The sequence below is a fragment of the Sphingobacterium sp. UT-1RO-CII-1 genome (genome assembly GCF_026711005.1).
Classification (GTDB): Bacteria; Bacteroidota; Bacteroidia; order Sphingobacteriales; family Sphingobacteriaceae; genus Sphingobacterium.
In genome coordinates this window covers 633988-657564 of the sequence record NZ_JAPPVJ010000002.1, presented here as the reverse complement: position 1 = coordinate 657564, position 23577 = coordinate 633988, and the positions used below count along the sequence as shown (strand labels likewise).

Genomic DNA, 23577 nt, shown 5'->3' with positions numbered 1-23577 from the left:
CAGTTATGCAGGATAATTTAAGAACGGTGATAACGATGGTACAAAAGAAGATATTATATATAGTTTTATCGATACTGCTATTAGTTTTTTGTAGCCGTATGGTGTATGCACAACAATATATTGACCCTGCATTGTCAGGTTCATTTTCAAAGACTTTGAATCCCAGTTTTAATGCCCTTCTTTCGCAGGGCGAAGGCGATGCTTCGTTACTGTACCGCCACCAATGGGTAGGTATGGAAGGGGCTCCTAAAAGCATATGGTTTAACGCGAATATGGCTTTGGGTAGCCAGGGGGTAGTTGTTGGGATAAACGCCAAGCAGTTTAAAATCGGTGTGGAGCGCAGCACGGAGGCCTCTGCCAACTTCACAAAAACGCTGCGCATTTCGGAGTCGGAATACCTGGGTCTGGGTGTAAACCTGGGCTACACCCAGCAACGGGGCGATTACAGCAGTTTAGACCCTTCGGATCCTGCTTTTGGTGATATGCAGTACGGCACTTTGCTTTACGGCCTTTCGGTTTCGTTGGTGCGACCTGATCGTTATTATGTTGGTTTTGCTATGCCTCGGGCTATCTTCGGCTCGAACGATTCGGACTATGTTCGTCAGTTCGGCCGTGACAATACGTTTTATGTCTCGGGTGCCGCTATCTTTGACTTGGATGAGAGTATTTATCTTCGCCCAAGTTTATTGAGTAGCTACCGTGAGGTGACGGGCTTACAGTTTGATGTATCGGCTATGATTTTCTTTACCTCTAAGTTTGGTATCGGTGGCGGGTACCGGCAACGTGGCGACCTGATGGGGCATGCGGAGTTTAATTTAAAGAATATCCGCTTTGCGTATAGCTATCAGCAGAACTTGAAGAACAGCAACCTGAACCGTTTCATTAGCAACAGCACACATGAACTGGGGCTTTCTATATATTGGGGCAGGGTATGGGGGAAACGCTTGTAAGAATAGAGGGCGCTTTTAAGAATAGAGATTAATGTGTGTTTTTTTGTTGTTTAATTTTAAGTTCTATTTTGGTTAACCGGACACTTAAAAAGATAAAGGTAATAACAGCCCCTAAAATTATGGGAGCAAGGAGGGTAGTTTTATATAGAAAGATGGGTAATCCGATGATGGTGGTTATTATTAGATAAAGAGATGAAAAGGCTATTAAATAGGCTATGATTTTTCTTTTCCTTTTATAAAGCTGATTAATGATACAATAATTGCTTTGGGGCTTTAGTTTTATTTTCATGCTCTTTTTATAGAATTTTGTTTCTATATGATAATTATCAAATTATGATATAGAAAAATCATGTATAAATAAAACGTTTACTATGAAAGGGTTGCTACATGGGATGAGAAAATAATTGTTTTTTTGATGTGATTTTTTTAGTTTTTTTATGCTGTATGAAATAAGTAGGTAATATTGCTTTAACGAGGTATGTGTTAGGCCAAAATTATGATTGTTTAATACCTTGTCTAGGTAACATTTGTGATGAAATGAATTCGTGCAAACGTTTGTTTCCGAACCCTGTATTGTGTTGTTGTGCAAAAATCGCTAGTTTGTACTGTTTTTTACAAATAGAAAATATTAACTATCGATATATGATGATATTTAAACCTAGAAAAATTGCTTTTGCTCTTGTTGTTTCGATGTTCTGCGGCTTAGGGGGAGCTTATGCGCAGACTCCGGCTTTTGAATTGGTGAATTTTAAAGAAATGGCGGATCCGACGGCAGACACCCTCGCAGATTGGTCGAAAGTGAAAGCAGGGCTCCATAGTTCTTTCGTAACAATAGATAAGCGTTATCCAAAGTCTTTGGTGCCGGATGTGTTGAAGAAAAAGAACGAAACGCTGATGGGATGGAAAGGAGAGCGGGTTTCTGCACAGGTCTTGTTGTGGACAAAAGATGCAGTACATGATGTGGAGGTGAGTGTCTCGGATTTTAAAGGGGCTAAAGGAGCAAAAATATCAGCTGATGCTGCCTCTGCAAGGTTTGTAAGGTATGTCATGACAGATGAGTTTGCTGCGGGGTGTGGCTACCGCAAGAAGGAGGATTTTGTGTCGTCCCTATCACCCGATATGTTGGATGACTTAACTTCTTTTAATTTGGAAGCAGCTAAGGCACGACCGGTATGGATTACGCTAAATATACCTCAGGAAGCCCAAGCTGGAGATTATGTAGCAACAGTACAGATAGCACGCAAGGGAAAGCCGGTAGAGAAATTAAATCTTCAGGTAACAGTACTGAATAATGTTTTGCCAAAACCTGCTGAATGGGGATTTCATCTAGACCAATGGCAGCATCCGTCAGCAGTGGCAAGAGTGCATGGGCTAGAAATGTGGAGTGATGCACATTTTGAAAAGATGAAGCCTATTATGAAAATGTTAGCTGATGCAGGGCAAAAAGTGATTACGGCAACAATGAATAAAGACCCTTGGAATGTGCAAACCTACGACCCGTATGCAGATATGATTGTGTGGAATAAGAACACGGATGGAACTTGGACATACGATTATAAAGTTTTTGATAGATGGGTACAGTTTATGATGGACTTAGGTGTTAATAAAATGCTTAACATTTATTCGATTGTGCCTTGGAATAATGAAATACATTATCGAGATGTAGCAACAGGTGAAATAGTGAATGTGGTAGCGAAACCGGGAACGCCTATTTTTGAAGAGCTATGGGCTCCTTTTTTGACAGACTTGGTGAAACATTTAGGAGAAAAAGGCTGGTTAGAGATTACCAATATTGCAATGGATGAGCGGACAAAAGAGGAAGTAGATGGGGCTTTGGGCCTTTTGAAGAAGATTGCCCCAGCTTTAGGTGTGTCTTATGCAGATAACCAGAAAACTTATCAACGTTATCCAGATAGTGATGATATTAGTATAGCTGCCGATCATCCTTTTTCGCAAGAAGACCTGAAGGATCGTAAAAGTAGAGGTTTAAATACGACATTTTATGTCTATTGTGGTAATAACTTCCCTAATCAGTTTACATTTTCGGATCCTGCCGAGTCGGCCTATATGGGCTGGTATGCGGAAGCTGCAAATTTTGATGGCTTATTGCATTGGGCATTTAACTCGTGGGTGGAAAACCCGATTTTAGATTCTAGGTTCCGTACCTGGCCTGCAGGTGATACATTTATTGTATATCCGAATGGTAGGAGCTCTATCCGTTATGAAAGAATGTTGGAAGGTATACAAGACTATGAAAAAGTACAGCTTGTAAAAAAAGCATTGAAACAAAAGAACGACAGTTTATCTTTGCAAAAGTTAGAAGAAGCTATACAAAAATTAAATAGCGCAGAAAGAACGGATAGATGGAATACAGACTTAAATAATGCTAAAAATCTCTTAAATGAAATAAGTAAGGAGTTGGCCATTTAAAATACTACTAGATACAAAGTTTGTCGGCTATTAGTTTTTCAAATACCAATAATACACCAATAACTTGAGCCGGTTCGTTTTTATAATCTTCAAGACTAAAAAAGCGAACCGCCTCAATTTCACTAGAAGGGGAGATGTTTTCGTTTAGGTCATATAAATAGCATTCCTGCTCCATAATTAGATTTTTATTTTCGCCATAAGCCGGAGCTGATATGTGGCAATAATAAGTGAGTTCGGACTGATTGATAGTGAGATTAAGTTCTTCCTTTATCTCTCTTATTAAACCTGAAATTGCGGTTTCTCCTTGATCTATTTTTCCGCCTGGTAAATACCACGCTTTTTTATTTCGGCTGAAAGCTAATAGCAATCGTTTATTCTGTATGACGAGAAGCCCTGCTGTTGGTAGTTTTGTTGTTTTTTCCATCTAATATATCTGTGTTATAGCTAATGAAGTAGCTGTGTAAATATACAATGATGTCTTGGAAATATATGACCGTTTGTGGCAATAGTTTTAGAGAAAAGTGCTGAAGTATGTATACATATCAATAGTTGATGATTGATAAACTATCTGTAGTTTATGAGTGCATGAATGAGTTTAGTTTTGGACTGGTTTTTGAAGTGTATGGACATAGTTCGTAGATTGCTTGTTTTTTGCTACTCAGGCGTATGTGAGTAAATCTAGAGTGATAACTTTTGTAGACACAGGTTTCGTTTTTTCGAGAAAGTTTAAATATATGATATATGGGGCGACTGAGTATTTTTTGTGTATTGCTGTTATTTTGTTTTGCGTGTAATGTTGATGGACAGCATCATTTATCAGAAAATGAAAAAAATTCTTATATGAAATTGGGTAATCGTATTTCGATGGAGATGCAAAATGAATTGCTGAGTAATGTAGCTAAAGCTATACGAGAAGGTGGTGTTGGATATGCTGTGGAGTTTTGTCATCAGCATGCTTTGCCCATAACAGACTCTATGGCAAATTTAAATAAAGTTTATATTCAGCGATTATCGGATAAAAATAGAAATCCAGATAATGTTATTCAAACAAATGCTGATATAGAAGCATGGGAGAGAGTTAAAAAAGAGAAGGTAGATTTCATTATAGAAGAAGAGAAAGGAAAAGTGGTGTATTATAGACCTATTTTATTAGCTATGAAAACCTGTATGCAATGCCATGGTAAGGTAGAAGAGATAAAAGAGGAGGCTTTGCAGGTTATTCATGAGAAATATCCAGAAGACAAAGCTACGGGGTATGAGCTGGGGGATTTGAGGGGGATGTGGAAATTAACTTTTGCGGATAGATAGAAAAGTAATAAAAGAGGGGGCTGCTTTAAAGTAGCCCCCTCTTTTATTAAGCACTTTGGGAATCTAGATAAGCTTCTTCTATTAAAGCATTGAGCTCGTCGTCGAAGAAAAACTTGTCACCAAAGGCAGGTTTTAAATCATCCATCCAGCGCGCCTCGGGGTCGTATTTAGCAAAGAAAGGGCGGTTTACCCAGTCGGGATTTCTACCTTGAATCATTTGGAGAACAAACACTTTTTCCATCTTTCCATGTAAAGGGATTTCTTTAATGCCTAATATCTCTACTTTCCCTGGTGTACAGGACATGCTAGGTCCTCGTACCGTGCGGCAGACACCACTAACTTGTTGGTAAGCTTGCTGAAATATTTCCCATGTCTTTTCGAGAGGCACTTCAAAGTAATGGCGCGCACCCGTATCTCTTTCGACAAACATGTAATAAGGAATCATGCCTAAATTGACTTGCTCACGCCACATTTCTGCCCACATATCGCTGTTGTCGTTTATGTTTTTAATTAGTGGCGACTGGGTCCGTATCTGTGCGCCGGTAGCTCTGATCAGTCGAACTGCTTCGCGGACAGCATCTGTTTTTAATTCATTGATATGGTTGAAATGGGCCATAAAAGAAAGATTGATGCCGCTTTCAACTATACGTTTAAAAAGATCTAAAAAATCTTGAGCATCTTTGTCGGTAATAAATTTATAAGGCCAGAAACCCAGAGCTTTAGTGCCTATGCGTATAGTCTGTATGTTGGTTTTATTATTGGGATCTAAAAAGGGCTCTATGTATTGTTGAAATACTTTAAAACTCATAATCATAGGGTCGCCGCCTGTAAAAAGCACATCCGTTACTTCTTGATGTTCTTCAAGGTAGCCCATTAACTGCTCGGTTTCGCGCATGGCAAATTTTAGACCATCCATACCAACAAACTGTGCCCAGCGAAAGCAAAATGTACAGTAACTATGGCATGTTTGTCCCGAACTAGGAAAGAATAGTAGCGTTTGTTCGTATTTGTGTTGTATGCCTTCGAGTTTTTCACCCTTATACTGCGGTACGTTCATTTCCATTTGACCGGCCGGGTGTGGATTTAATTTTGTTCGAATAGAGTCGGCTATTAATTTAAGCTCATCTTTGCTGCTGTTTGCGTCAAGTGCTTCCCGCATAGTTGCGAAGTCTTGCGGATGTAGCATCTCTTTTTGTGGAAATGTAAGTCTAAAAATCGGATCATCGAGGTAGTTGTCCCAATCAATTAATTCATCGATGACATAATTGTTTACTTTAAAAGGGAGAACATTGCCCACAACCTCTATATTTATTTTTTCTTCATCACTCATGCGAGTTAGTTGGGGGATAGTTTTAAAGTTGTGTACCTGATAAGCCTTATACTTCATTTCTTTTTTAATCATATTAAGTTGTTTAAAACAATAAAAAATACTTTACGTAACGGGAAATCATATTTTATAACGAATAAAAATGTGATTTTGCTCATCCTCAGTGTAATGTGTTCTGTTGAATAATAGATTAATCGGCCATCAGATGAGCTGTGTTGCCGTTTTAGAAAAATTCCGCTGTGTGCGGAAAAATTTAATATAGATAAAAGAATGTTAAAAATAAAATAACTGAGCCATTTTATTTGAAATCGGATTTATTAGTAGGCATGATAAAGACGTTTTTTAGTGCTTTTATTAAAGCTGCTCTCCTTTCAACGGAATGAGAGGAGAGGGATAAAATAATTGAAGTAATACCGTATATAAATTGCTATATGGTATTGGTTTTTTTATAGATATAATATGGGCTATTTGTAGAACCATTTATATTTTTAGTAATTATCTGAGATTAAACAAGAGTGAGATACGATTGGCTGGTCGAGGACTTTGGTAAACTGTGATTTGAAGAATAAAATTCGTATATTTGTGAAAACGCCTTAAATATCGCCTTTTTACCTTTCGCAAGGCTGGAAAATCCGCTACTTTAAGAAGTCAAAGAAAATATTTATTTCACTTAATATCATTTTATTTAATGGGTAAAAGCCAAATTACATTTAACAAGAAAGAAAGAACCAAGAAAAAACAGCTAAAGAAAAAAGAGAAGCTCGAAAGAAGAGAGTTTAGCAAAGAAAATAACGATAAAGGGAAATCGTTTGAAGAAATGTTTGCTTACGTGGATGAGCATGGGAATTTATCAGATACTCCGCCCGAGAAAAAGTATGAGTTTAAAGAAGAAGATCTTGTACGTCCGGGAGATGGTGAAGATGAATTCATGCATGGAAAAGTTTCTTATTATAACGAGGAAGGCCGTTACGGATTTATCCGTGATAATGTGACGCGACAAACCGTTTATTTTAATGATCGTTTAGCGGGCATATCACTAAAGGTCGAGCAGCGTGTACAGTATAAATCAGTACGCACGAAGCAGGGAGAGCAAATTTCGGAGGTCAAACTTGAAGCGTAATTAGGTTTATTGACTTACAACATTTAGTAAATTTAAGAGAAAACGAAGATTTATAGGTCGAAATAGGTAACGAAAATATTTAATTTTAAAATGTAACTTCTTGTTTTATAGTTTGTTTTGTTATTTAGAGAGCTTATTCTTGCTACCATGTGTCTTTGGGAGCTTTATATTTCGTAATTTTGTCGCCGGATCAGAATGTCCCAAAAAAAATAGTACATGAACGAGAGCTTCGCACGCTTTATAAGCCAATTTAAAAGTCGGTTATTTGATTTGTTTCATAATGAATCAAATATCAATGAGTTAAGCCTGGAAAGAGGCTTGCCGCAGGAAATGTGGAAAGGAATTATGGACCTCAAGCCATTGTCGGTAGCTGTACCTACAGAATTTGATGGTAGAGGCGTAAAAGTAGAAGAATGCTTGAGTATTCTTTCTGCAGCTTCTTATGAATCACTTCCATTATCTTTGACATTTGGAATTAATATTGCCCTTTTTCTAGAACCAATGGCTAGATATGGGGATGAAGAGTTGAAGAAAGTAGTTTTCAAACGTTTTATTGAAGAGCAAGCAATGGGGGGGCTCATGATTACAGAGCCTGACTATGGTAGCGATGCTTTGAATATGCGCACGGAATATACACAGGTTGCTGATGGTTATACGTTGAAAGGACAAAAACACTGGCAAGGATTGACTGGAATGGCAGACTTTTGGATTGTGGCTGCAAGAAAGAAGTTGGAAGGTGGAGACTTAGCGCGTGATGTCGAGTTTTTTGTAACGGACAATGGCAAAGCTGAACAAAAAATAGTAGTAGAAAAGTATTTTAATAACCCGGGACTTTACATGATCCCTTACGGTTTGAATAATATTGATGTTACTGTACCAACTAATCAAAAATTGATTCTCCAGAGTACTGGACTGAAAATGATGCTTGATATTTTACATCGAAGCCGTTTGCAGTTTCCAGGAATGGGTATGGGATTTATACAGCGTATGTTGGATGAGTCTTTGAAGCACTGCCAAAATAGAAAAGTAGGAGCCAACCCACTTACTGCATTAGATTCTGTGCAATACCAACTATCACGTATACAGTCGTCATACACACTAACTTCAGGGATGTGTGCGAAAAGTACGTCAATTAGTGGTGTTGAGTTTGATCTATCGGGCAAAGGATTGGAAGCAAACAGTATGAAAGCTTTGGTCACTGACATGATGCAAGAAGCTGCGCAGATTTGTGTGCAGTTGGCCGGATCAAGCGGTTATAAGATAGAACATATTGGCGGTCGTGGAATTATGGATAGTAGGCCGTTTCAAATTTTTGAGGGATCAAACGAAATGCTCTACACACAGATTGCGGAAATTGTATTGAAGCATATGCGTAAAAGCAAAGAAACGAATTTCAATAAGTTCCTAGTTCAATTTGAACAGACCAAATTAGTTGCTGATAGATTTAGCAAGACATTAGATTTTGATCTTGTAGCAGATACATTAGCACAAAGACAAATGGTTCTGATTGGCCAGATTGTTGCACGTTTGGTTTGTTTGCAGTATGTAAATGAGATGGTAGATAAGGGATTCCGTCAAGATTTATATGATAATTGTTGTAAGCATATGGAAATGGATGTGAAGAGAATTACTTCGGACCTATCCAGCCGTAATAATGCAGTTCCGATTGTAGAATATCAAGAAGGATCGAACTGGATCGACTTTATATAAGAAAATAAAGGTGGCTGCTACCAGCCTTTGATAGCACCACCTTTAAATACCTCTTCCGCCATAGTCTCAACCTCTTCAGATTGATAGGCTTTCAAAAATGTTTTTACTTTCTCATCTTCTTTATTGTCCGTGCGGCTAACAATTATGTTGACATAGGGGGAATTTTCATTTTCAATAAATATACCGTTGCGTTTAGCCGTTAAATCATAGTTGGCCGCAAATGTGTTGTTTATGATAGCAACCGTTACTTTATTGTCGTCCAATGTACGGGGAAGCTGTGGGCCTTCCAGTTCTAAGAATTGAAGTTTGAGTTTGTTTTCTTGGATATCTGTCAATCTGGGGAGCAAACCAACACCATCTTTTAACGCTATTAAGCCAACTTCTTGTAGAAGTAATAATGCACGACCTAGATTGGTAGGGTCATTGGGGATAACGATGGTATTGCCTTCTTGTAATTCATCTATGCTTTTTATTTTTTTAGAATAGCCTGCCATCGGAAAGACAAATGTTTTTCCGACTATGGCGAAATCATAACCTCGATTGGCTGTTTGTTCCTCTAAAAAAGGTTTCGTTTGAAAAACATTTAAATCAATATCTTTTTGACGTAACGCTTCGTTAGGCATAACATAATCATTAAAAGAAATCAATTCTACATCCAGTTCGTATTTGTCTTTAGCAACTTTTTTAGCTTCTTCGGCTAGTTTATATTCAGGTCCAGCTTGGACACCCACACGAAGCGTAGAGCTATTACTGTCAGACCCCGAACCGCAGGCTACAAAACTGCTTATAAGAAATAGTGCGGTAGTTTTTTTAAGAGTTTTTTGGAACATATAGTTTGTTTTTAAATGTATAGTCAGGATGAAGATATACTTTTCAAATTAAAGTAGTTACTACGAGTGTATAAGTTATGTGTAATTACTGTCGGTGGTCAACACGTTTAGAAATAATATCACCCACAAACTGAATAGCAAACACAATGGCTATTAAAAGGATCAGGACAGAGTTCATGATGAGTGCATCGTAGCCAATATAACCGTATTGGTAACCGATGTGCCCAAGACCACCTGCACCTACTGCCCCTCCCATTGCTGAGTAGCCTACTAGAGTAATTAATGTAAGAGATGCGCTGTTGATGATGCCAGGAAGGGCTTCCGGTATCAATACTTTTCGGATAATTTGATAAGTGGAAGCACCCATTGACCGTGCGGCCTCAATAACACCATACGGGATCTCCAATAAACAGTTTTCGACAAGACGAGCTACAAAAGGAGCGGCACCTATACTTAAAGGAACAATCGCCGCTTTCATACCAATGGAAGTGCCAACCATCATTCGAGTAAAAGGAATCATCCAAACTATTAATATAATGAACGGGATAGAGCGAAAGATGTTAACGAAGAAAGCGATAACGCGATTGCTAGCCTTATTGTCGAGGAGCTGTCCTTCCCGTGTCAAGAATAGTAGAATGCCAAGGGGAAGCCCTAGTGCAAAGCTGAAAAAACCAGAAGAAAAGGTCATTACAATGGTTTCCCACGTGCCTTTTAAAAGTAATGATAGGGTTGCTTCAGACATACTATTTAATCAATAATTAGAGAAGGGTTTAATAAATCTTTTGTAATCGGAGAAAGGGGGCTACTAAATAAATTTTCAACAGTATTGCTTTCGATGATTTCGCCATCGGAGATGACTGCCACTTTATTGCAGATAGCACGGACAACTTCCATTTGATGCGTGATAAGCACAATGGTGATGTCCATCTCTTGATTTATCTTTTTTAATAGTGAGAGTATAGATCGTGTGGTCTGTGGGTCTAATGCACTGGTTGCTTCATCACATAATAATATTTGAGGATCTGAGGCTAGAGCGCGGGCAATAGCGACTCGCTGTTTTTGTCCGCCTGACAGGCTTGAGGGGTAGTCGTCATGTCTGTCTGCTAGACCAACTAATGCAAGTAAACTTTCTACTTTAGTTTTAATAGCTTCCGTATTCATGGAAGTAAGTTGTAAAGGAAAAGCTATGTTTTCAAATATAGTACGCGAAGATAGCAGATTGAAGTGCTGGAAGATCATACCTATTTTTTGACGATAACTAATGAGCCCTTTTTCGTCAAGATTGATTAAATTATCATTAAAAACATAAACAGCACCACTTTCCGGACGCTCCAATAAGTTGATGGTACGAACTAAAGTACTTTTTCCAGAGCCTGAGTAACCAATGATTCCGTAAATATCTTTTTTCTGGATATGAAGAGATATGTTTTTCAGTGCCTGTATCTCCTTCTTCTTTTTGAAGAATGTTTTGTTAATGTTCTCTAATCTAATCATATAAACCTTCGTTCATGCGAACAAACCATCAGTAGGGTTTTTGTGAGGACAAAGATACTGTTTTTTTAGTGATTTTAAATTTAGTCTATAAGTTTTATAGGGAATAGTAAGACCTTGGCTATAAGGAGGGCTATCAACTCTATTTTTTCATTTTTTAAAGGGTAGGAGCTCTGTCTATTGTTTGAATTTTATACCTTTAGTTTATGTAAAGATGTGTTGGATTTAATTTTCAGCAGTAGACTAAATTATGGGTATATCAATTATTAATACTTACAAGTCACTTGAGGAGTGGAAGAGGTAAAAATGGTATGATGTTAGAATAATTGGATAATTTCTTGAAAAAATAGATCGGTTTTTTGGAAGATATTTGTTTTATAACCAAAACACGAGTATTTATGACACGATTAGAATCTAAACAAGTAGTGATAGTCCGCAGTGGCGATTTAAGACCTTCAGCAAACTTAGATTGTTGGCCAATGCAAGAAACGATGGAAAAAAAGCTGGATGAAGCTTTGGCTAAATTTGGATGGACATCGTGGAAAGCATATGACTTTAATAGTGACAAGGGGCATGGTTTTGTAGACTACCAATACGTGGGGATGGAGATGTTTAGAAAGATAAATAAGGACGCTTATTTGATTGTTGCAATAAGTACTTGGCAATATAGTCATCATGTTTTAGCAGGTTTATTGTCGCATAGAGGACCGATTTTGATTGTAGCTAACTGGGATGGAACATATCCAGGGTTGGTAGGCGCTTTGAATCTTACAGGTTCATTGACCAAAGCGGAAAAAGCGTACAGCTTTCTATGGTCGGTGGATTTCGAGGATACGTTCTTTTTGCAAAGATTGGAAAAGTGGTTGACAGGAGAAGCTATTAAGCATGATTATAGCCATGTTAGTGCGTTTACAGATGTTGGATTATCTGTAAAAGACAAGGGATTAGCATCTTCTTTTGCTGAAAAATTGTTGGAAGAGAAAGTTATATTCGGAGTTTTTGATGAGGGGTGCATGGGGATGTTTAATGCAATAGTACCTGATGCTTTAATACACTGTTTGGGGATTTATAAGGAGCGTTTAAGCCAATCGACGCTTTATGCAAAAATGTTAGAAATAACTGATGTGGAGGCGAATGCAGTTTTAGATTGGATGTTGAATAAAGGCATGCGTTTTGACTGGGGAGATGACCCAATAAACCAGCTGACCAAAGAACAAACATTAATACAGTGTAAAATGTATATCGCCGCTTTACGCTTAGCCGACGAGTTTGGCTGTGCTGCAATAGGTATACAATATCAGCAAGGTTTAAAAGAGTTAACGCCTGCCAGTGATCTGGTAGAGGGGTTATTGAACAATACCGATAGACCGCCAGTCAAAAATGCGGAAGGAAAGATACTTTATGAGGGAGAAGCTTTGCCACACTTTAATGAGGTGGATGAATGTGCCGGTATTGACGGATACATAACTTATCATTTGTGGCGGGAACTAGGTTTAAATGGCGATAATACCTTGCATGATATCCGTTATGGCGAATACATAGAGGTGGATGGAAGAGAAGAGTTTGTATGGGTATTTTTAATTTCAGGAGCTGCGCCTGCATCTCATTTTATTGACGGCTATAAGGGTGCCGACAGCATAAGGCAGCCGCCAATGTTTTTTAAAAAAGGAGGAGGGACGTTAAGAGGAGTCAGTAGACCTGGTAAAATCGTTTGGAGTAGAGTGTATATTGAGAATAATGAATTGCATTGTGACATAGGAACTGGAAAAGTTGTTGAATTGAGTAAAGAAGAGACAGAGAGACGGTGGAAATTAACGAATCCGGAATGGCCAATTATGCATGCTGTTTTAGATAATGTAAGTAGGAATCAAATGATGGCGAAGCACAAAGCAAACCATATTCAGGTGGTATATGTTGATGGAGATTATGATGTGGAAAGGGCGGCTCGGATTAAGGCTGCAACTTTTGATAAGCTAGGTGTTAAAGTGAACTTCTGTGGGGTTTAAGTATGATAAGATGAAGGGTAAATGGGTTATAGGAATTGATTTTGGTACAGATTCGGCGCGGGCCATTCTTGTTGAAACGGCAACAGGTGAGATTTTAACTAAAGCTGTTTCGGAGTTTAGTAGATGGAAGAAAGGTCTTTATTGTGATGCTGAACTGGATCAATATAGGCAGCATCCGCTGGATTATATAGAAGCTATTGATGACCTGCTGGAAACTTTGCTGAAAGATATAGCAGCGTCGGATAGAAAAAACATTGTTGCAATAGGATCGAACACGACAGGTTCAACACCCGTGGCAGTCGATGAAAATGTACAGCCATTGGCTATGCAAGAAGAATTTAAAGATAATCCGAATGCGATGTTTATATTATGGAAAGACCATACTGCAATAAAGGAAGCTGACGAGATTAATGCTTTAGCAAAAAAATGGAAAGTAGACTATACGGTGTATAGCGGAGGGATTTATTCTTCAGAGTGGTTTTGGTCTAAGATATTGTATGTAAACCGGCGTGATAGTCGTGTAAAAGAACAAGCTTTTTCCTGGATGGAGCAGTCGGATTGGGTTCCTGCTTATTTGAGCGGAGTGAAAAAGCTTTCAGACGTGAAGCGTAACCGTTGTGCAGCAGGGCATAAGGCAATGTGGAATGAACAGTATGGAGGCTTGCCTTCTAAAGAGTTTTTGTGCTCATTAGATCCATCATTTTATCAACTGAATAATAGGTTCTATACAAAAACATATACTTCGAATGAGGTTTTTGGCAATATAGCACCATATTTTGTCGATAAGTTTGGGCTTTCCCCTGATACTAAAATTACAGTGGGAGGGATAGATGCACATCATGGAGCAATAGGTGCTGGTATACAACCATATGCTTTGATAAAAGTAGTAGGCACATCAACCTGTGATATGTTGACAGTGCCGAAAGGGGTAGCGCCACCTTTGGTAGATGGGATTTGTGGACAGGTGGATGGTTCTATAGATCCCGATACAGTAGGGTTTGAAGCAGGTCAATCTGCCTTTGGTGATGTATACAGGTGGTTTAGGGATATGTTGTTGAAGTCTGTATTCGAAATGTCCGGAGAAAATATAGATAAACAACACAAACAATACTTGGAAGATAATTTTTTGAGTTATCTCAGTGATAAAGCAGCTTTATTATCGGTGAAGGAAGATGATTTAGTTTTTACCGATTATTTTAACGGACGCAGAACACCAGATGCGGACTTTACTATTAAATCAGCCGCTATGGGTTTTTCATTGGCGACAGGGGCTGAACATGTTTTTAAAGCTTTAGTAGAAGGGACTGCCTTTGGTTCTAAAGCGATTATAGAGCGCTTTCAGTCTGCTGGTATTGCTATCAATGAGGTCATAGCAACAGGAGGAATAGCTAATAGATCTCCCTATGTGATGCAAGTTTTAGCAGACGTTCTGAATTTCGAGGTAAAGGTGGTAGATAGCGATCAAACATGTGCTTTAGGAGCTGCGGTGTTCGCAGCAACTGCTGCTGGACTTTTTGAAAATGTACAAAAAGCGAAGAAAAATTTATCAGCCGCAGTAAATAAAAATTACATTCCGAATGCTAGTAAACAAGAAATTTATAATATTTTGTACAAAAAATATAAGACTTTAAGTCGACTGAATTATGAATAATTTACCCTTTATTGACTTAGCCATTATTGTTGTATATTTAATTGCAATGGTGCTTGTTGGTGTTTATTTTTCTCGGAGAAATACATCGGCAGATGAATTTACACGAGCTGCAGGTCGGATTCCTGGTTGGGCAATTGGTATATCTATATACGCTACATTTTTAAGTTCTAATACGTTTTTAGGGGTTCCTGGGAAAGCATTTGGAGGCAATTGGAATGCTTTTGTGTTTAGCTTGTCCATGCCTTTGGCTGCATGGGTGGCAACCAAGTATTTTGTTCCTTTTTATAGAAGTACAGGAGAAGTGTCTGCTTATACTAATTTAGAGCAAAGGTTTGGAACTTGGGCACGGACTTATGCGGTAGCTTGTTTTTTATTGACACAGCTGGCAAGGATCGGTTCTATATTTTTTGGAATATCGTTGACATTACAGGCTTTGACCGGTTATGGTATGGTTGCTATTATGCTTATTACAGGCATATGTATCGTTATTTATACTGTAATGGGAGGAATAGAAGCAGTAATTTGGACTGAAGTAGTGCAGGGTATTCTGAAGACTATTGGCGCTTTGATAATTATATATCTCGTTGTAAAAGAGGTGCCAGGAGGGTTTTCGGATATCATTGCTATGGGTAAAGCAGAGGGGAAGTTTTCTTTAGGAACATTTGAATTAGATTTTGTAAGCTCTTCGTTCTGGGTTGTATTGTTGTACGGCTTTTTTATTAACCTTAATAATTTTGGAATGGATCAAAATTATGTACAGCGTTATCATACTGCAAAGTCTGCAAAAGAAGCGAATAAGTCGGTTTGGTTATGTGTTTGGATTTACGTGCCTGTCTCCTTATTGTTTTTTATTATCGGTGCGTGTTTATATACCTACTATCAACAAAACCCAGATTTATTAGTCGGCATAAAGCTGCAGGCAGCTGCAGAGCAATTGGGGCTATCGCAAGATAATCCAGCCGTAAAAGAACTCGCTTCTACATTATTGCCAGCAGATTATGGTGATAAGATTATGCCTCATTTTATGGTAAATATGATCCCGACCGGTATCTTAGGGCTTATTGTTTCAGCTATCCTTTCAGCTGCTATGAGTACGATAAGCTCAGGCATGAATGCTTCAGCAACAGTATTTACAGAAGATATTTATAAACGCTATTTTAATAAAAAGGCAACGGATAGTAAAAGTCTGAAAGTGCTATATATTGCAACTGTGATTGTAGGTTTGGTAGGTATGTTATGTGGGATTGCAATGATTGGAGTAAAAAGTTTGTTGGATATTTGGTGGACTTTATCAGGTATATTTGCTGGTGGAATGTTGGGACTTTTCTTACTTGGACTCATTGGTAAGCATGTTGGAAATAAAGATGCAGTTGTGGGTACAATAGCCGGTATATTAGTTATTTTATGGATGACTTTTTCATACATTCTGCCAGCAGATTTGGCTCATCTGAAAAATCCATTGCACTCCAATATGATCATTGTGGTGGGAACACTAACTATTTTTCTTGTAGGTAGTATTAGTCAACGAATACGGAAAAAATAAACTGATCCAGCTCTATGTTAATATATTTTCTAAATCTTTTACAGAAAAAATATGAAAAGTAATAAATCACTGTGTAATACTTTGTTGTTTATGATATTACCTTTTATTTGTTTTTCGCAAAAGGTGCCGGGGGAGATTGTTTGTTACGAACCTGCATCGTCTCAAAAGTATATCGGATCTCCTAGTTTGGTTGTTATGCCTAACGGTGATTATATAGCTGCGCATGATTTCTTTGGCCCAGAGAGTTCAGAATGGCAACAGGCTGTTTCAAGGATTTATATATCGAAGGATAAGGGAGTAAAATGGCAATTGCAGAGCACAGTTTATGGGGCGTTTTGGAGTTCATTATTTGTACATCGAGGAACGTTATATTTTTTAGGGCCCGACAGACATCACGGTACTGTTTTGATCAGAAAGTCTACCGATGAAGGTAAAACCTGGACGCAGCCTACGAATAAAGATAATGGTGTTTTGTTAACAGGAGAGTTTCATTGTGCACCAATGCCCATAATAGAATATAATGGTAGGCTATGGAGGCCTATGGAGACAGCGCATGGGCCAATAAGGCAATGGGGAAAACGATATGGAGCCATGGTGATGAGCGCTGCTATAGATGCCGATTTATTAAAAGCCGAGTCATGGCGTGCAAGTGACCCCGTCTATTATGATGAAACTTATTTGCAAGGTAATTTTGGTGGGTGGTTGGAGGGGAATTTTGTAATAGATAGAGAAAATAGGATGTGGGATATGTTGCGGGTAGATGATAAAACGAGTCAAAATGAGAAGGCTGCAATGGTGCAAATCTTAGAAAATGGTAAAGAAATGAATTTTGAGCCAGCTACAGGTTTTATTGATTTTCCTGGCGGTTCGAAAAAATTTGTCGTAAAATATGACCCTAAATCCAATGCCTACTGGACACTAGTAAATGTTGTTTCAGATGAAGTTAAGAAAAAATACCCCAGTCGGAATTCAGCAACAACGAGGAACACATTGATGCTTAGAAAGTCCCATGATTTATTGAATTGGGAGGATGTGCAAATTATACTAGCACATGAAGATGTGTTGTATCATGGGTTTCAGTATGTGGACTGGTCATTTGAAGAAAATGATATTATTCTACTTTCTAGAACAGCTTATTTTGATGGTGAAAATAATGCCCATAATAATCATGATGCCAATTATTTAACCTTTCATCGCATCAGTAACTTTAGAGATTTATAATCGGGCGGTGGAGCCGCTTATTCTATAAGCGCTCCATATTTTTTATATAATAAATGAAGTGTTTTAGCATTTATAATTATTGGAAATACGGCGTTTTATTTTTTATACTTTGTGGATGTCAATCTGTGAAAAAAAATATGAATAGAGATGAAAATTTGACAAGAAGTCTTGAAGGACACACCTTGCATCATAATAATGTTTTTTCTAAATCGGGGGAATGGATTGTGTTTGATGGGAGAAATGATGATACGAAAATCGGCGAAACAGCAGTGATAGGTATAGTAAATGCTTATACAGGAGAAGAACGCTTATTGTATAAAGTACCTAATCAGACAGTCTATGGGCCAGGGGTAGGAGCCGCTTCATTTCATCCGAAAGAAGATAAAGTCATTTTTATTCATGGTCTACCCGATGCTGATGAGCATATGCCTTATGCAATATCGAGAAGAACAGCTAAAATAGTCGACTTGGCTGATCTAGGTACGGCTTTAGATGCAGATGCACGTGATATTGAATACCCTTATTTACCAGGATCTCTGCGCGGTGGGACGCATTCCCACTGTTGGAGTCCCGATGGTACAATGGTCAGCTTTACATATAACGACGAATATGTAGATCGTGATATTCGTATGGTAGGGGTTATGGTAAAGGCCGATTCGATGTTACAGGTGGATAAAATGGGAGGGAACAATGATGGGGCTTATTATTCAGCTATAGTATCTGACGTAAAGCGTAATCCTTTAAAAGGGTCGGATGAAATTTCTAAAGCTTTTGATGAGTGCTGGCTGCCTGCTACAGCTGTTAATGGTTTGAAGCATGATGCTGTTGTCTTTCAGGGAAATACCTTAAATAGCCAGGGCGAGGTTATTACAGAGATCTATTTAGTGGAAATTGATAAGCAACAATTGCTTGCCGATATAGAGGCGGTAGGTGAAAAAGGTGAACGTCCAAGAGTGCCTCAGCTGGTTGTAGCGAGAAGGTTGACCCGTTCTGAGAACGGTTTGTCTGATTTTCGACATTGGTTGCGCACGAGTCAAGATGGCAAATATATCTATGCATTGGGAAAAGATGATAAAGGTAATAATCAATTAGTGCGTTGTGAAGTTGATTCAGGTAATTTAAATTATTTGTCAGATTTTTCTTTTTCCATAAATTCGCCTATAAATCTGAATCCCCAGTCAGATGCGCTGACATTCGTAGCGCAAGGTCAGGTTTATGTGTTTTATCTTTTAAAAGACTCATTAGTGAGATTGACGGATTTTGGAAATGATGATGGTGAGGTTGTAGGTGTGCCATCTTTTTCTTCTGATGGAAAGTTTATTGTGTTTAATCAATTTGTAAAGGCCAATAATAATAGGTGGTATATTCAGATTAAAAAATTGACTTTGTAATCCCTCTTTCGTTTTTCAGATTAATAGTTGCCTGTTATTTTAAGGTTTTCATATGACGCTATACCTTTCTGTATGTGCCATCAGTTTTGTGCTCGAATTGTGGTAGAAGTAGAATTATTTTAGGATATTAGAAACTTATTATGAAAAATTTCGAACACACGCAGGTTATTGGAGACCTGTTAAAGATAGGAAGAGAGTCTCGTGATGAGAAATGGATGAGTACTTTCTTATCGCATGTAGGTCAAGCTGCTTTCGCGTGCGGAGAGCCGCAGGTGATAAAAGGACCTGATGGGTTTCCTTATTTTCAGTTTTTTCTGCCTAAAAACGAGCAGCTTAAAGAGTTTTATGTGTTGGGTGATATGTTGGAGGATTTTCTACTTGAGAATGGCTTCGGTATAGCTTTAGAACCGAGAAATAATCAAGTAGAGTGGATACTGAGTTATGGCGACTTAGTGCATTATGCGATACACCGCACCTTTGCTATACCAACTTCACATATATTTGAGAACTCTACACTGAAAGACGAGGTGATTGATGGCTCACAAAGTGTTCAAACACTAAATCCTCCTGCTTATATTTTACCTGTAAAAGCTAGAAAAGTTATTAAGGCCTTTTTGGAAGCACAAGGCGTGAAAGAGCCAAAAGTATGCTTATTAGATAGGAGTGAAGAGGGGAAAGGCCGTGATTTAGTTTTTAATTTGGCACCCTGGCAGTTTGAAAATGAAAATCGTTATCATCAGATAATGGAAGTGATGGGTTGGTTTTTACCGAGCTATTATTCCTATGTAGCTATTCCCGAGGCTGCATTAGGTGAGGGGTTCTTTAAGCTTTGATAATATACTAAAAAAGTAAAAAATTAGGTTTTGATTATTACTCCTTCTTACCATAGAAAAATGGCGGATAGTAGGAGTAATAATAATTGAAATCTGCTAAAAAAAGCTGTGTTTTTCCTATATAGAGGCAATTTACAACGATTTCGTATTTAATTAAGGGGGTTACCTATAAAGCTTCACTGAAATTTTATTATTATTGTTTTGGTCAAACTTTAGTAAACTAACACGGATAATTATTATGATCAATTCAAGAAGACAATTTCTAAGAAATATTTCACTGGCAGCCACATCTGTTGCTATAGCGGGCGAGGTTTTTGGTGCTCCCCATAAAGAAAATGTAAGAGTAAAAGAGTCTGCAGGTGGGAAAGGTTTAAAATTAGGTGTAGCGGGGTATAGCTTTGTACATTTTAATTTAGAAGAATCTTTGAAAATGATGAAAAGAATGGATATACACTATTTGTGTATTAAGGATTTTCATTTACCCTATGATAGTTCGGATGAGCAGATCAAAATTTTTCATGAAACTTTAGCACAGTCTAATGTGAAAGGATACGCTGTAGGCCCTATCTATATGAAAAGTAACCCAGAGATAGATAGAGCTTTTGAATATGCAAAGCGTGTCGGTGTTGATTTAATTGTAGGTATTCCTGAGCCTGATGTACTTCCGTATGTAGCAGAGAAATGTAAGGAGTATAATATTAGATACGGTATACATAATCATGGGCCGGAAGATAAACTCTATCCTAATGCGTCTGTGATTTATAATTACATCAAAAATTTAGATAGCAGAATGGGGATGTGCTTTGATATGGGGCATAATATGCGTGATCAGCATGATCCTATTAAAGATCTGATTCGTTATAAGGACAGAATATTTGACTTACACTTGAAAAATGTGACGATGGCAGAAGCTAAAGGCACAACATGCGAACTGGGAAGAGGAGTAATTGATATTCCTGCCTTTGTTAAGGCTTTGAATAAAATTAAATATTCGGGTGTTTGTAGCTTGGAGTTTGAAAAGGATATGAAAGACCCGCTAGCAGGTATAGCTGAGTCTGCAGGTTACTTTAAGGGTGTAACAGCTGCTCAAGGTATTCAAGTACTTTAGAAACGAGCGCTATTTAAGATTGATTATATTTACGGGCGGAAGAGTAATCTTTCGCCCGTTTTTTTTAGAGTGGTTTTATTCTGTTTTTTTATCATCTGTTTTGATGGTGACTTTTTTACATTTTCGTCCCGTTTCTACTAATGCTTGATGAATAAGGTACTCTACCTGACCGTTCACACTCCTAAATTCGTCTTGCGCCCACTTTTCTAAAAGTTTATACATATCTTCATCAATCCTCAACACAAAATTCTTCTTCATGATGCTTGTTTTATTATAATTTTGGCCCGTTTGTTATACGTTCAATTAGTTGTAAAGTGTGCCTGTATTCACAACAGGTTGTGCAGCTTTATCGCCACATAACACGACCATAAGATTGCTGACCATAACTGCTTTGCGTTCTTCATCAAGCTCAACGACACCCTCAGTGGCTAATTTTTTTAAAGCCATTTCAACCATGCCAACAGCTCCTTCTACTATTTTACTGCGAGCGGCTACAATAGCTGTTGCTTGTTGTCTTTGAAGCATCGCACTAGCAATTTCAGGGGCATAAGCCAAGTGACTAATTCTTGCTTCTTCAACAACTATACCTGCTTTTTCTAGACGTGCTGTCAATTCGTTTTCTAAAATATGATTAACTTCTTCGCCACCGTTTCGTAAGGTTATTTCTTGAGTACCTTCTTCAAAATCATCGTAGGCAAAGCTAACTGCTAAATGTCTGACAGCAGCCTCGCTTTGAACCCGGACATAATCTACTACTCGCTCTACATCGTAAACAGCTTTATAAGTATTGCCTATTTTCCATACAACGACAGCGCCAATTTCTATAGGGTTGCCCAACTTATCATTAACTTTAATGGTTTGTCCTTGTAAATTCTCTGAACGAAGAGAAAGTTTAATGGTACTATAAAGTGGGTTGATGAAAAATAAACCATTCTCCTTTACTGTTCCTACATATTTTCCAAAGAAATTTAATACTCGAGAATGATTGGGATGAATAATCATGATGCCTTTTGAAATAAAAACAAAAGCAATAAAGAGTATAACTGAAATCACAATGAGAAAAGCTACTTCATTTTTTATGCCTGTAATAAAAAGATAAATAGAGAGTAGTAGACTGATGATAGCGACACCTAAAGCGGTGTATCCTGAAATGGGTTTTACTGTTTTTTCCATAATTTTTTGTTTAATGTAGTTTGTATGATATCAAAATGATATCATAAATATATTTTATTTTTCTTGTTTATCAAAATATCGGTCCATATTTAACAGGCTTTTTTTATTTGACAAATAAAATCTAACAATAATTTCCTCATATTGAGTGTGTTTTGATTTAATATGCAAAATTATGCTGTATTTGTTTGGTATTGTCTTCAAAATACCTACCTTTGCATCACTCCAAACAACGAAGGAAACTTCAAAAGTTAGAAGTGAGATTCCGTAGCTCAGCTGGTAGAGCAATACACTTTTAATGTATGGGTCCTGGGTTCGAATCCCAGCGGGATCACAAACAAAAGCTTCACTGAAAAGTGAGGCTTTTTTTGTATACCAATATCTGGGATGAGAACACAAGGGTTCAATCTCTTTACTTCTTGAAATCGTCATCCGCCTCATCTTTTTGTTTGTAAGAGTGCTATGCAAAGCAAAGTCTGTAAGCTTTGTGAAGATGTCTGCAGGTTTTGCTTCTGCAAGCCTTGCTTCGAGCTGGGCGCGGCGTATGCAGCGTTTTATGGCAGAGGCAGAATTGCAGATGAAGCTTATTAGCTCTTTGATATTCAGCGCGATGCTCATAAGCGGAAAGTTAATATTGGTCATAGACCGAACAAATTTGAAGTTCGGGAGTAGCAATATCAATATTTTGATGTTACGCATGGCATATAGAGGTATTGTTGTTCCGTTTCTGTTCAAGATGCTTGACAAAAGAGGAAACTCCAATGCACAGGAACGGATCGATCTAATGCAGAACTTCACCGATTGGTTTGGTCTAGATCAGATTGATTGTCTATTGGCCGATAGGAAGTTTGTGGGAGATCTCTGGCTCAACTTTCTAACCCTCCATAATATTCGTTATCATATCACGATATGTAATAATTTTAAGGTCTTCTTGGCAATAAAGCAATATTTTGTCAAAGCTTCCTATTTGTTCAATGTGATGATAAATTATTAATATTCAGAATGTTTGTGTATTGTGAAGCTAGGGGGAGAACTTTGCTACTTATCAGCTGCAAAATCCAGTGTTTAAGAAAAGACCGAATGGCTTATATTAGTCTCTTCTAATAAGTCTGATAAAGCATTGACCTCTTATAAAGAGGGCTGGCAGATCGAAACCTTTTTCAAAGAAATGAAATTCAGTGGGTTCAATATCGAAGCCCCCATGTAGCGGCATTGGAGAGGCTCGAAAAATTAATGATGCTTAGTATGTTGGCTTGTATCCGGTACTATCTTACGGCAAACGACATTGCTCGAGAAATAAAACCGATCAAGATCAAAAAACACGGGAGAAAGGCTAAATCTGCATTCAAAAATGAACTCGATTGTCTATCCGAATAGCCCCTTTCTGGGTGTGAAAAAACTGGACTTCTATATCATGAAATTTTGTCATGTAATTGGGTTTAAATTATTTTTTTTAAAAACATAAGCCGTAGGAAAAAAATAAAATAA

The 23577-nt window shown here is 37.9% G+C and carries 20 protein-coding genes and 1 tRNA gene; 14 read left to right on the top strand and 7 right to left on the bottom strand.

Annotated elements, in window-relative coordinates; translation table 11 throughout:
- The first annotated feature begins 5 nt into the window (after window positions 1-5).
- Together ORI89_RS06720 and ORI89_RS06715 are read left to right on the top strand one after the other, a co-directional pair.
- Window positions 6-950: a PorP/SprF family type IX secretion system membrane protein gene (locus tag ORI89_RS06720; RefSeq protein WP_268229675.1), complete on the top strand. Its 945-nt coding sequence runs from the start codon at window positions 6-8 to the stop codon at window positions 948-950.
- Between the two features lie 642 nt (window positions 951-1592).
- The gene (locus ORI89_RS06715) at window positions 1593-3380 is read left to right on the top strand and encodes a DUF4091 domain-containing protein (RefSeq protein WP_268229674.1); all 1788 of its coding nucleotides are present in this window, start codon (window positions 1593-1595) and stop codon (window positions 3378-3380) included.
- A 7-nt stretch (window positions 3381-3387) separates the two neighbouring features.
- Here ORI89_RS06715 and ORI89_RS06710 read toward each other — a convergent pair whose 3' ends face one another.
- Window positions 3388-3804 (bottom strand): NUDIX hydrolase, encoded by a 417-nt coding sequence (locus ORI89_RS06710; RefSeq protein ID WP_268229673.1) that lies wholly within the window; start codon window positions 3802-3804, stop codon window positions 3388-3390.
- A gap of 416 nt (window positions 3805-4220) precedes the next feature.
- Here ORI89_RS06710 and ORI89_RS06705 point away from each other — a divergent pair, with 416 nt between their 5' ends.
- Complete coding sequence (locus ORI89_RS06705) at window positions 4221-4688, top strand: Tll0287-like domain-containing protein (RefSeq protein WP_268229672.1); 468 nt, start codon at window positions 4221-4223, stop codon at window positions 4686-4688.
- A gap of 46 nt (window positions 4689-4734) precedes the next feature.
- On the opposite strand, the gene ORI89_RS06700 is transcribed toward ORI89_RS06705, so the two are convergent.
- Complete coding sequence (locus ORI89_RS06700) at window positions 4735-6090, bottom strand: KamA family radical SAM protein (RefSeq protein ID WP_268229671.1); 1356 nt, start codon at window positions 6088-6090, stop codon at window positions 4735-4737.
- A gap of 613 nt (window positions 6091-6703) precedes the next feature.
- Here ORI89_RS06700 and ORI89_RS06695 point away from each other — a divergent pair.
- Entirely contained in the window at window positions 6704-7135 is a 432-nt protein-coding gene (locus ORI89_RS06695; protein WP_268229670.1) for a cold shock domain-containing protein, read from the top strand.
- Window positions 7136-7351: 216 nt separating this feature from the next.
- Window positions 7352-8845, top strand: coding sequence for an acyl-CoA dehydrogenase family protein (locus tag ORI89_RS06690; RefSeq protein ID WP_268229669.1), 1494 nt, complete (start codon window positions 7352-7354; stop codon window positions 8843-8845).
- A gap of 17 nt (window positions 8846-8862) precedes the next feature.
- Here the strand turns inward: ORI89_RS06690 and metQ are convergent, their stop codons facing one another.
- The 3 genes from metQ to ORI89_RS06675 all read right to left on the bottom strand — a co-directional run bounded on the left by metQ (window position 8863) and on the right by ORI89_RS06675 (window position 11169).
- Window positions 8863-9675, bottom strand: coding sequence for a methionine ABC transporter substrate-binding lipoprotein MetQ (metQ, locus tag ORI89_RS06685; protein WP_268229668.1), 813 nt, complete (start codon window positions 9673-9675; stop codon window positions 8863-8865).
- Window positions 9676-9760: 85 nt separating this feature from the next.
- Window positions 9761-10417, bottom strand: coding sequence for a methionine ABC transporter permease MetI (metI, locus tag ORI89_RS06680; protein ID WP_268229667.1), 657 nt, complete (start codon window positions 10415-10417; stop codon window positions 9761-9763).
- A gap of 5 nt (window positions 10418-10422) precedes the next feature.
- Window positions 10423-11169, bottom strand: coding sequence for a methionine ABC transporter ATP-binding protein (locus ORI89_RS06675; RefSeq protein WP_268229666.1), 747 nt, complete (start codon window positions 11167-11169; stop codon window positions 10423-10425).
- 395 nt (window positions 11170-11564) lie between these two features.
- Between ORI89_RS06675 and ORI89_RS06670 the strand changes: the two genes are divergently transcribed.
- The 7 genes from ORI89_RS06670 (at window position 11565) to ORI89_RS06640 (ending at window position 20919) form a co-directional block, all read left to right on the top strand.
- A complete protein-coding gene (locus ORI89_RS06670; protein ID WP_268229665.1) occupies window positions 11565-13172 on the top strand; it encodes a fucose isomerase in 1608 nt (535 codons plus the stop codon).
- Complete coding sequence (locus ORI89_RS06665) at window positions 13162-14823, top strand: ribulokinase (protein WP_268229664.1); 1662 nt, start codon at window positions 13162-13164, stop codon at window positions 14821-14823. The genes ORI89_RS06670 and ORI89_RS06665 overlap by 11 nt, the downstream gene beginning before the upstream one ends.
- Window positions 14816-16366, top strand: coding sequence for a sodium:solute symporter (locus tag ORI89_RS06660; RefSeq protein WP_268229663.1), 1551 nt, complete (start codon window positions 14816-14818; stop codon window positions 16364-16366). The genes ORI89_RS06665 and ORI89_RS06660 overlap by 8 nt, the downstream gene beginning before the upstream one ends.
- A 51-nt stretch (window positions 16367-16417) precedes the next feature.
- Entirely contained in the window at window positions 16418-17587 is a 1170-nt protein-coding gene (locus ORI89_RS06655) for a sialidase family protein (RefSeq protein WP_268229662.1), read from the top strand.
- A gap of 137 nt (window positions 17588-17724) precedes the next feature.
- Window positions 17725-18978 (top strand): DUF3748 domain-containing protein, encoded by a 1254-nt coding sequence (locus ORI89_RS06650; protein WP_268229661.1) that lies wholly within the window; start codon window positions 17725-17727, stop codon window positions 18976-18978.
- A 140-nt stretch (window positions 18979-19118) separates the two neighbouring features.
- The gene (locus ORI89_RS06645) at window positions 19119-19811 is read left to right on the top strand and encodes a hypothetical protein (RefSeq protein ID WP_268229660.1); all 693 of its coding nucleotides are present in this window, start codon (window positions 19119-19121) and stop codon (window positions 19809-19811) included.
- A gap of 238 nt (window positions 19812-20049) precedes the next feature.
- Window positions 20050-20919 carry a sugar phosphate isomerase/epimerase family protein gene (locus ORI89_RS06640; protein WP_268229659.1) on the top strand — a complete coding sequence of 290 codons (870 nt, stop codon included), beginning with the start codon at window positions 20050-20052 and terminating at the stop codon, window positions 20917-20919.
- A 75-nt stretch (window positions 20920-20994) separates the two neighbouring features.
- Here the strand turns inward: ORI89_RS06640 and ORI89_RS06635 are convergent, their stop codons facing one another.
- The gene (locus ORI89_RS06635; protein ID WP_268229658.1) at window positions 20995-21177 is read right to left on the bottom strand and encodes a ribbon-helix-helix domain-containing protein; all 183 of its coding nucleotides are present in this window, start codon (window positions 21175-21177) and stop codon (window positions 20995-20997) included.
- Window positions 21178-21222: 45 nt separating this feature from the next.
- Entirely contained in the window at window positions 21223-22092 is an 870-nt protein-coding gene (locus ORI89_RS06630; protein WP_268229657.1) for an SPFH domain-containing protein, read from the bottom strand.
- 258 nt (window positions 22093-22350) lie between these two features.
- On the opposite strand from ORI89_RS06630, the gene ORI89_RS06625 reads away from it, so the two are divergent.
- Window positions 22351-22423 (top strand) — tRNA-Lys (locus tag ORI89_RS06625).
- Between the two features lie 159 nt (window positions 22424-22582).
- Window positions 22583-23083 carry a hypothetical protein gene (locus ORI89_RS06620; RefSeq protein ID WP_268229656.1) on the top strand — a complete coding sequence of 167 codons (501 nt, stop codon included), beginning with the start codon at window positions 22583-22585 and terminating at the stop codon, window positions 23081-23083.
- Window positions 23084-23577 lie beyond the last annotated feature (494 nt).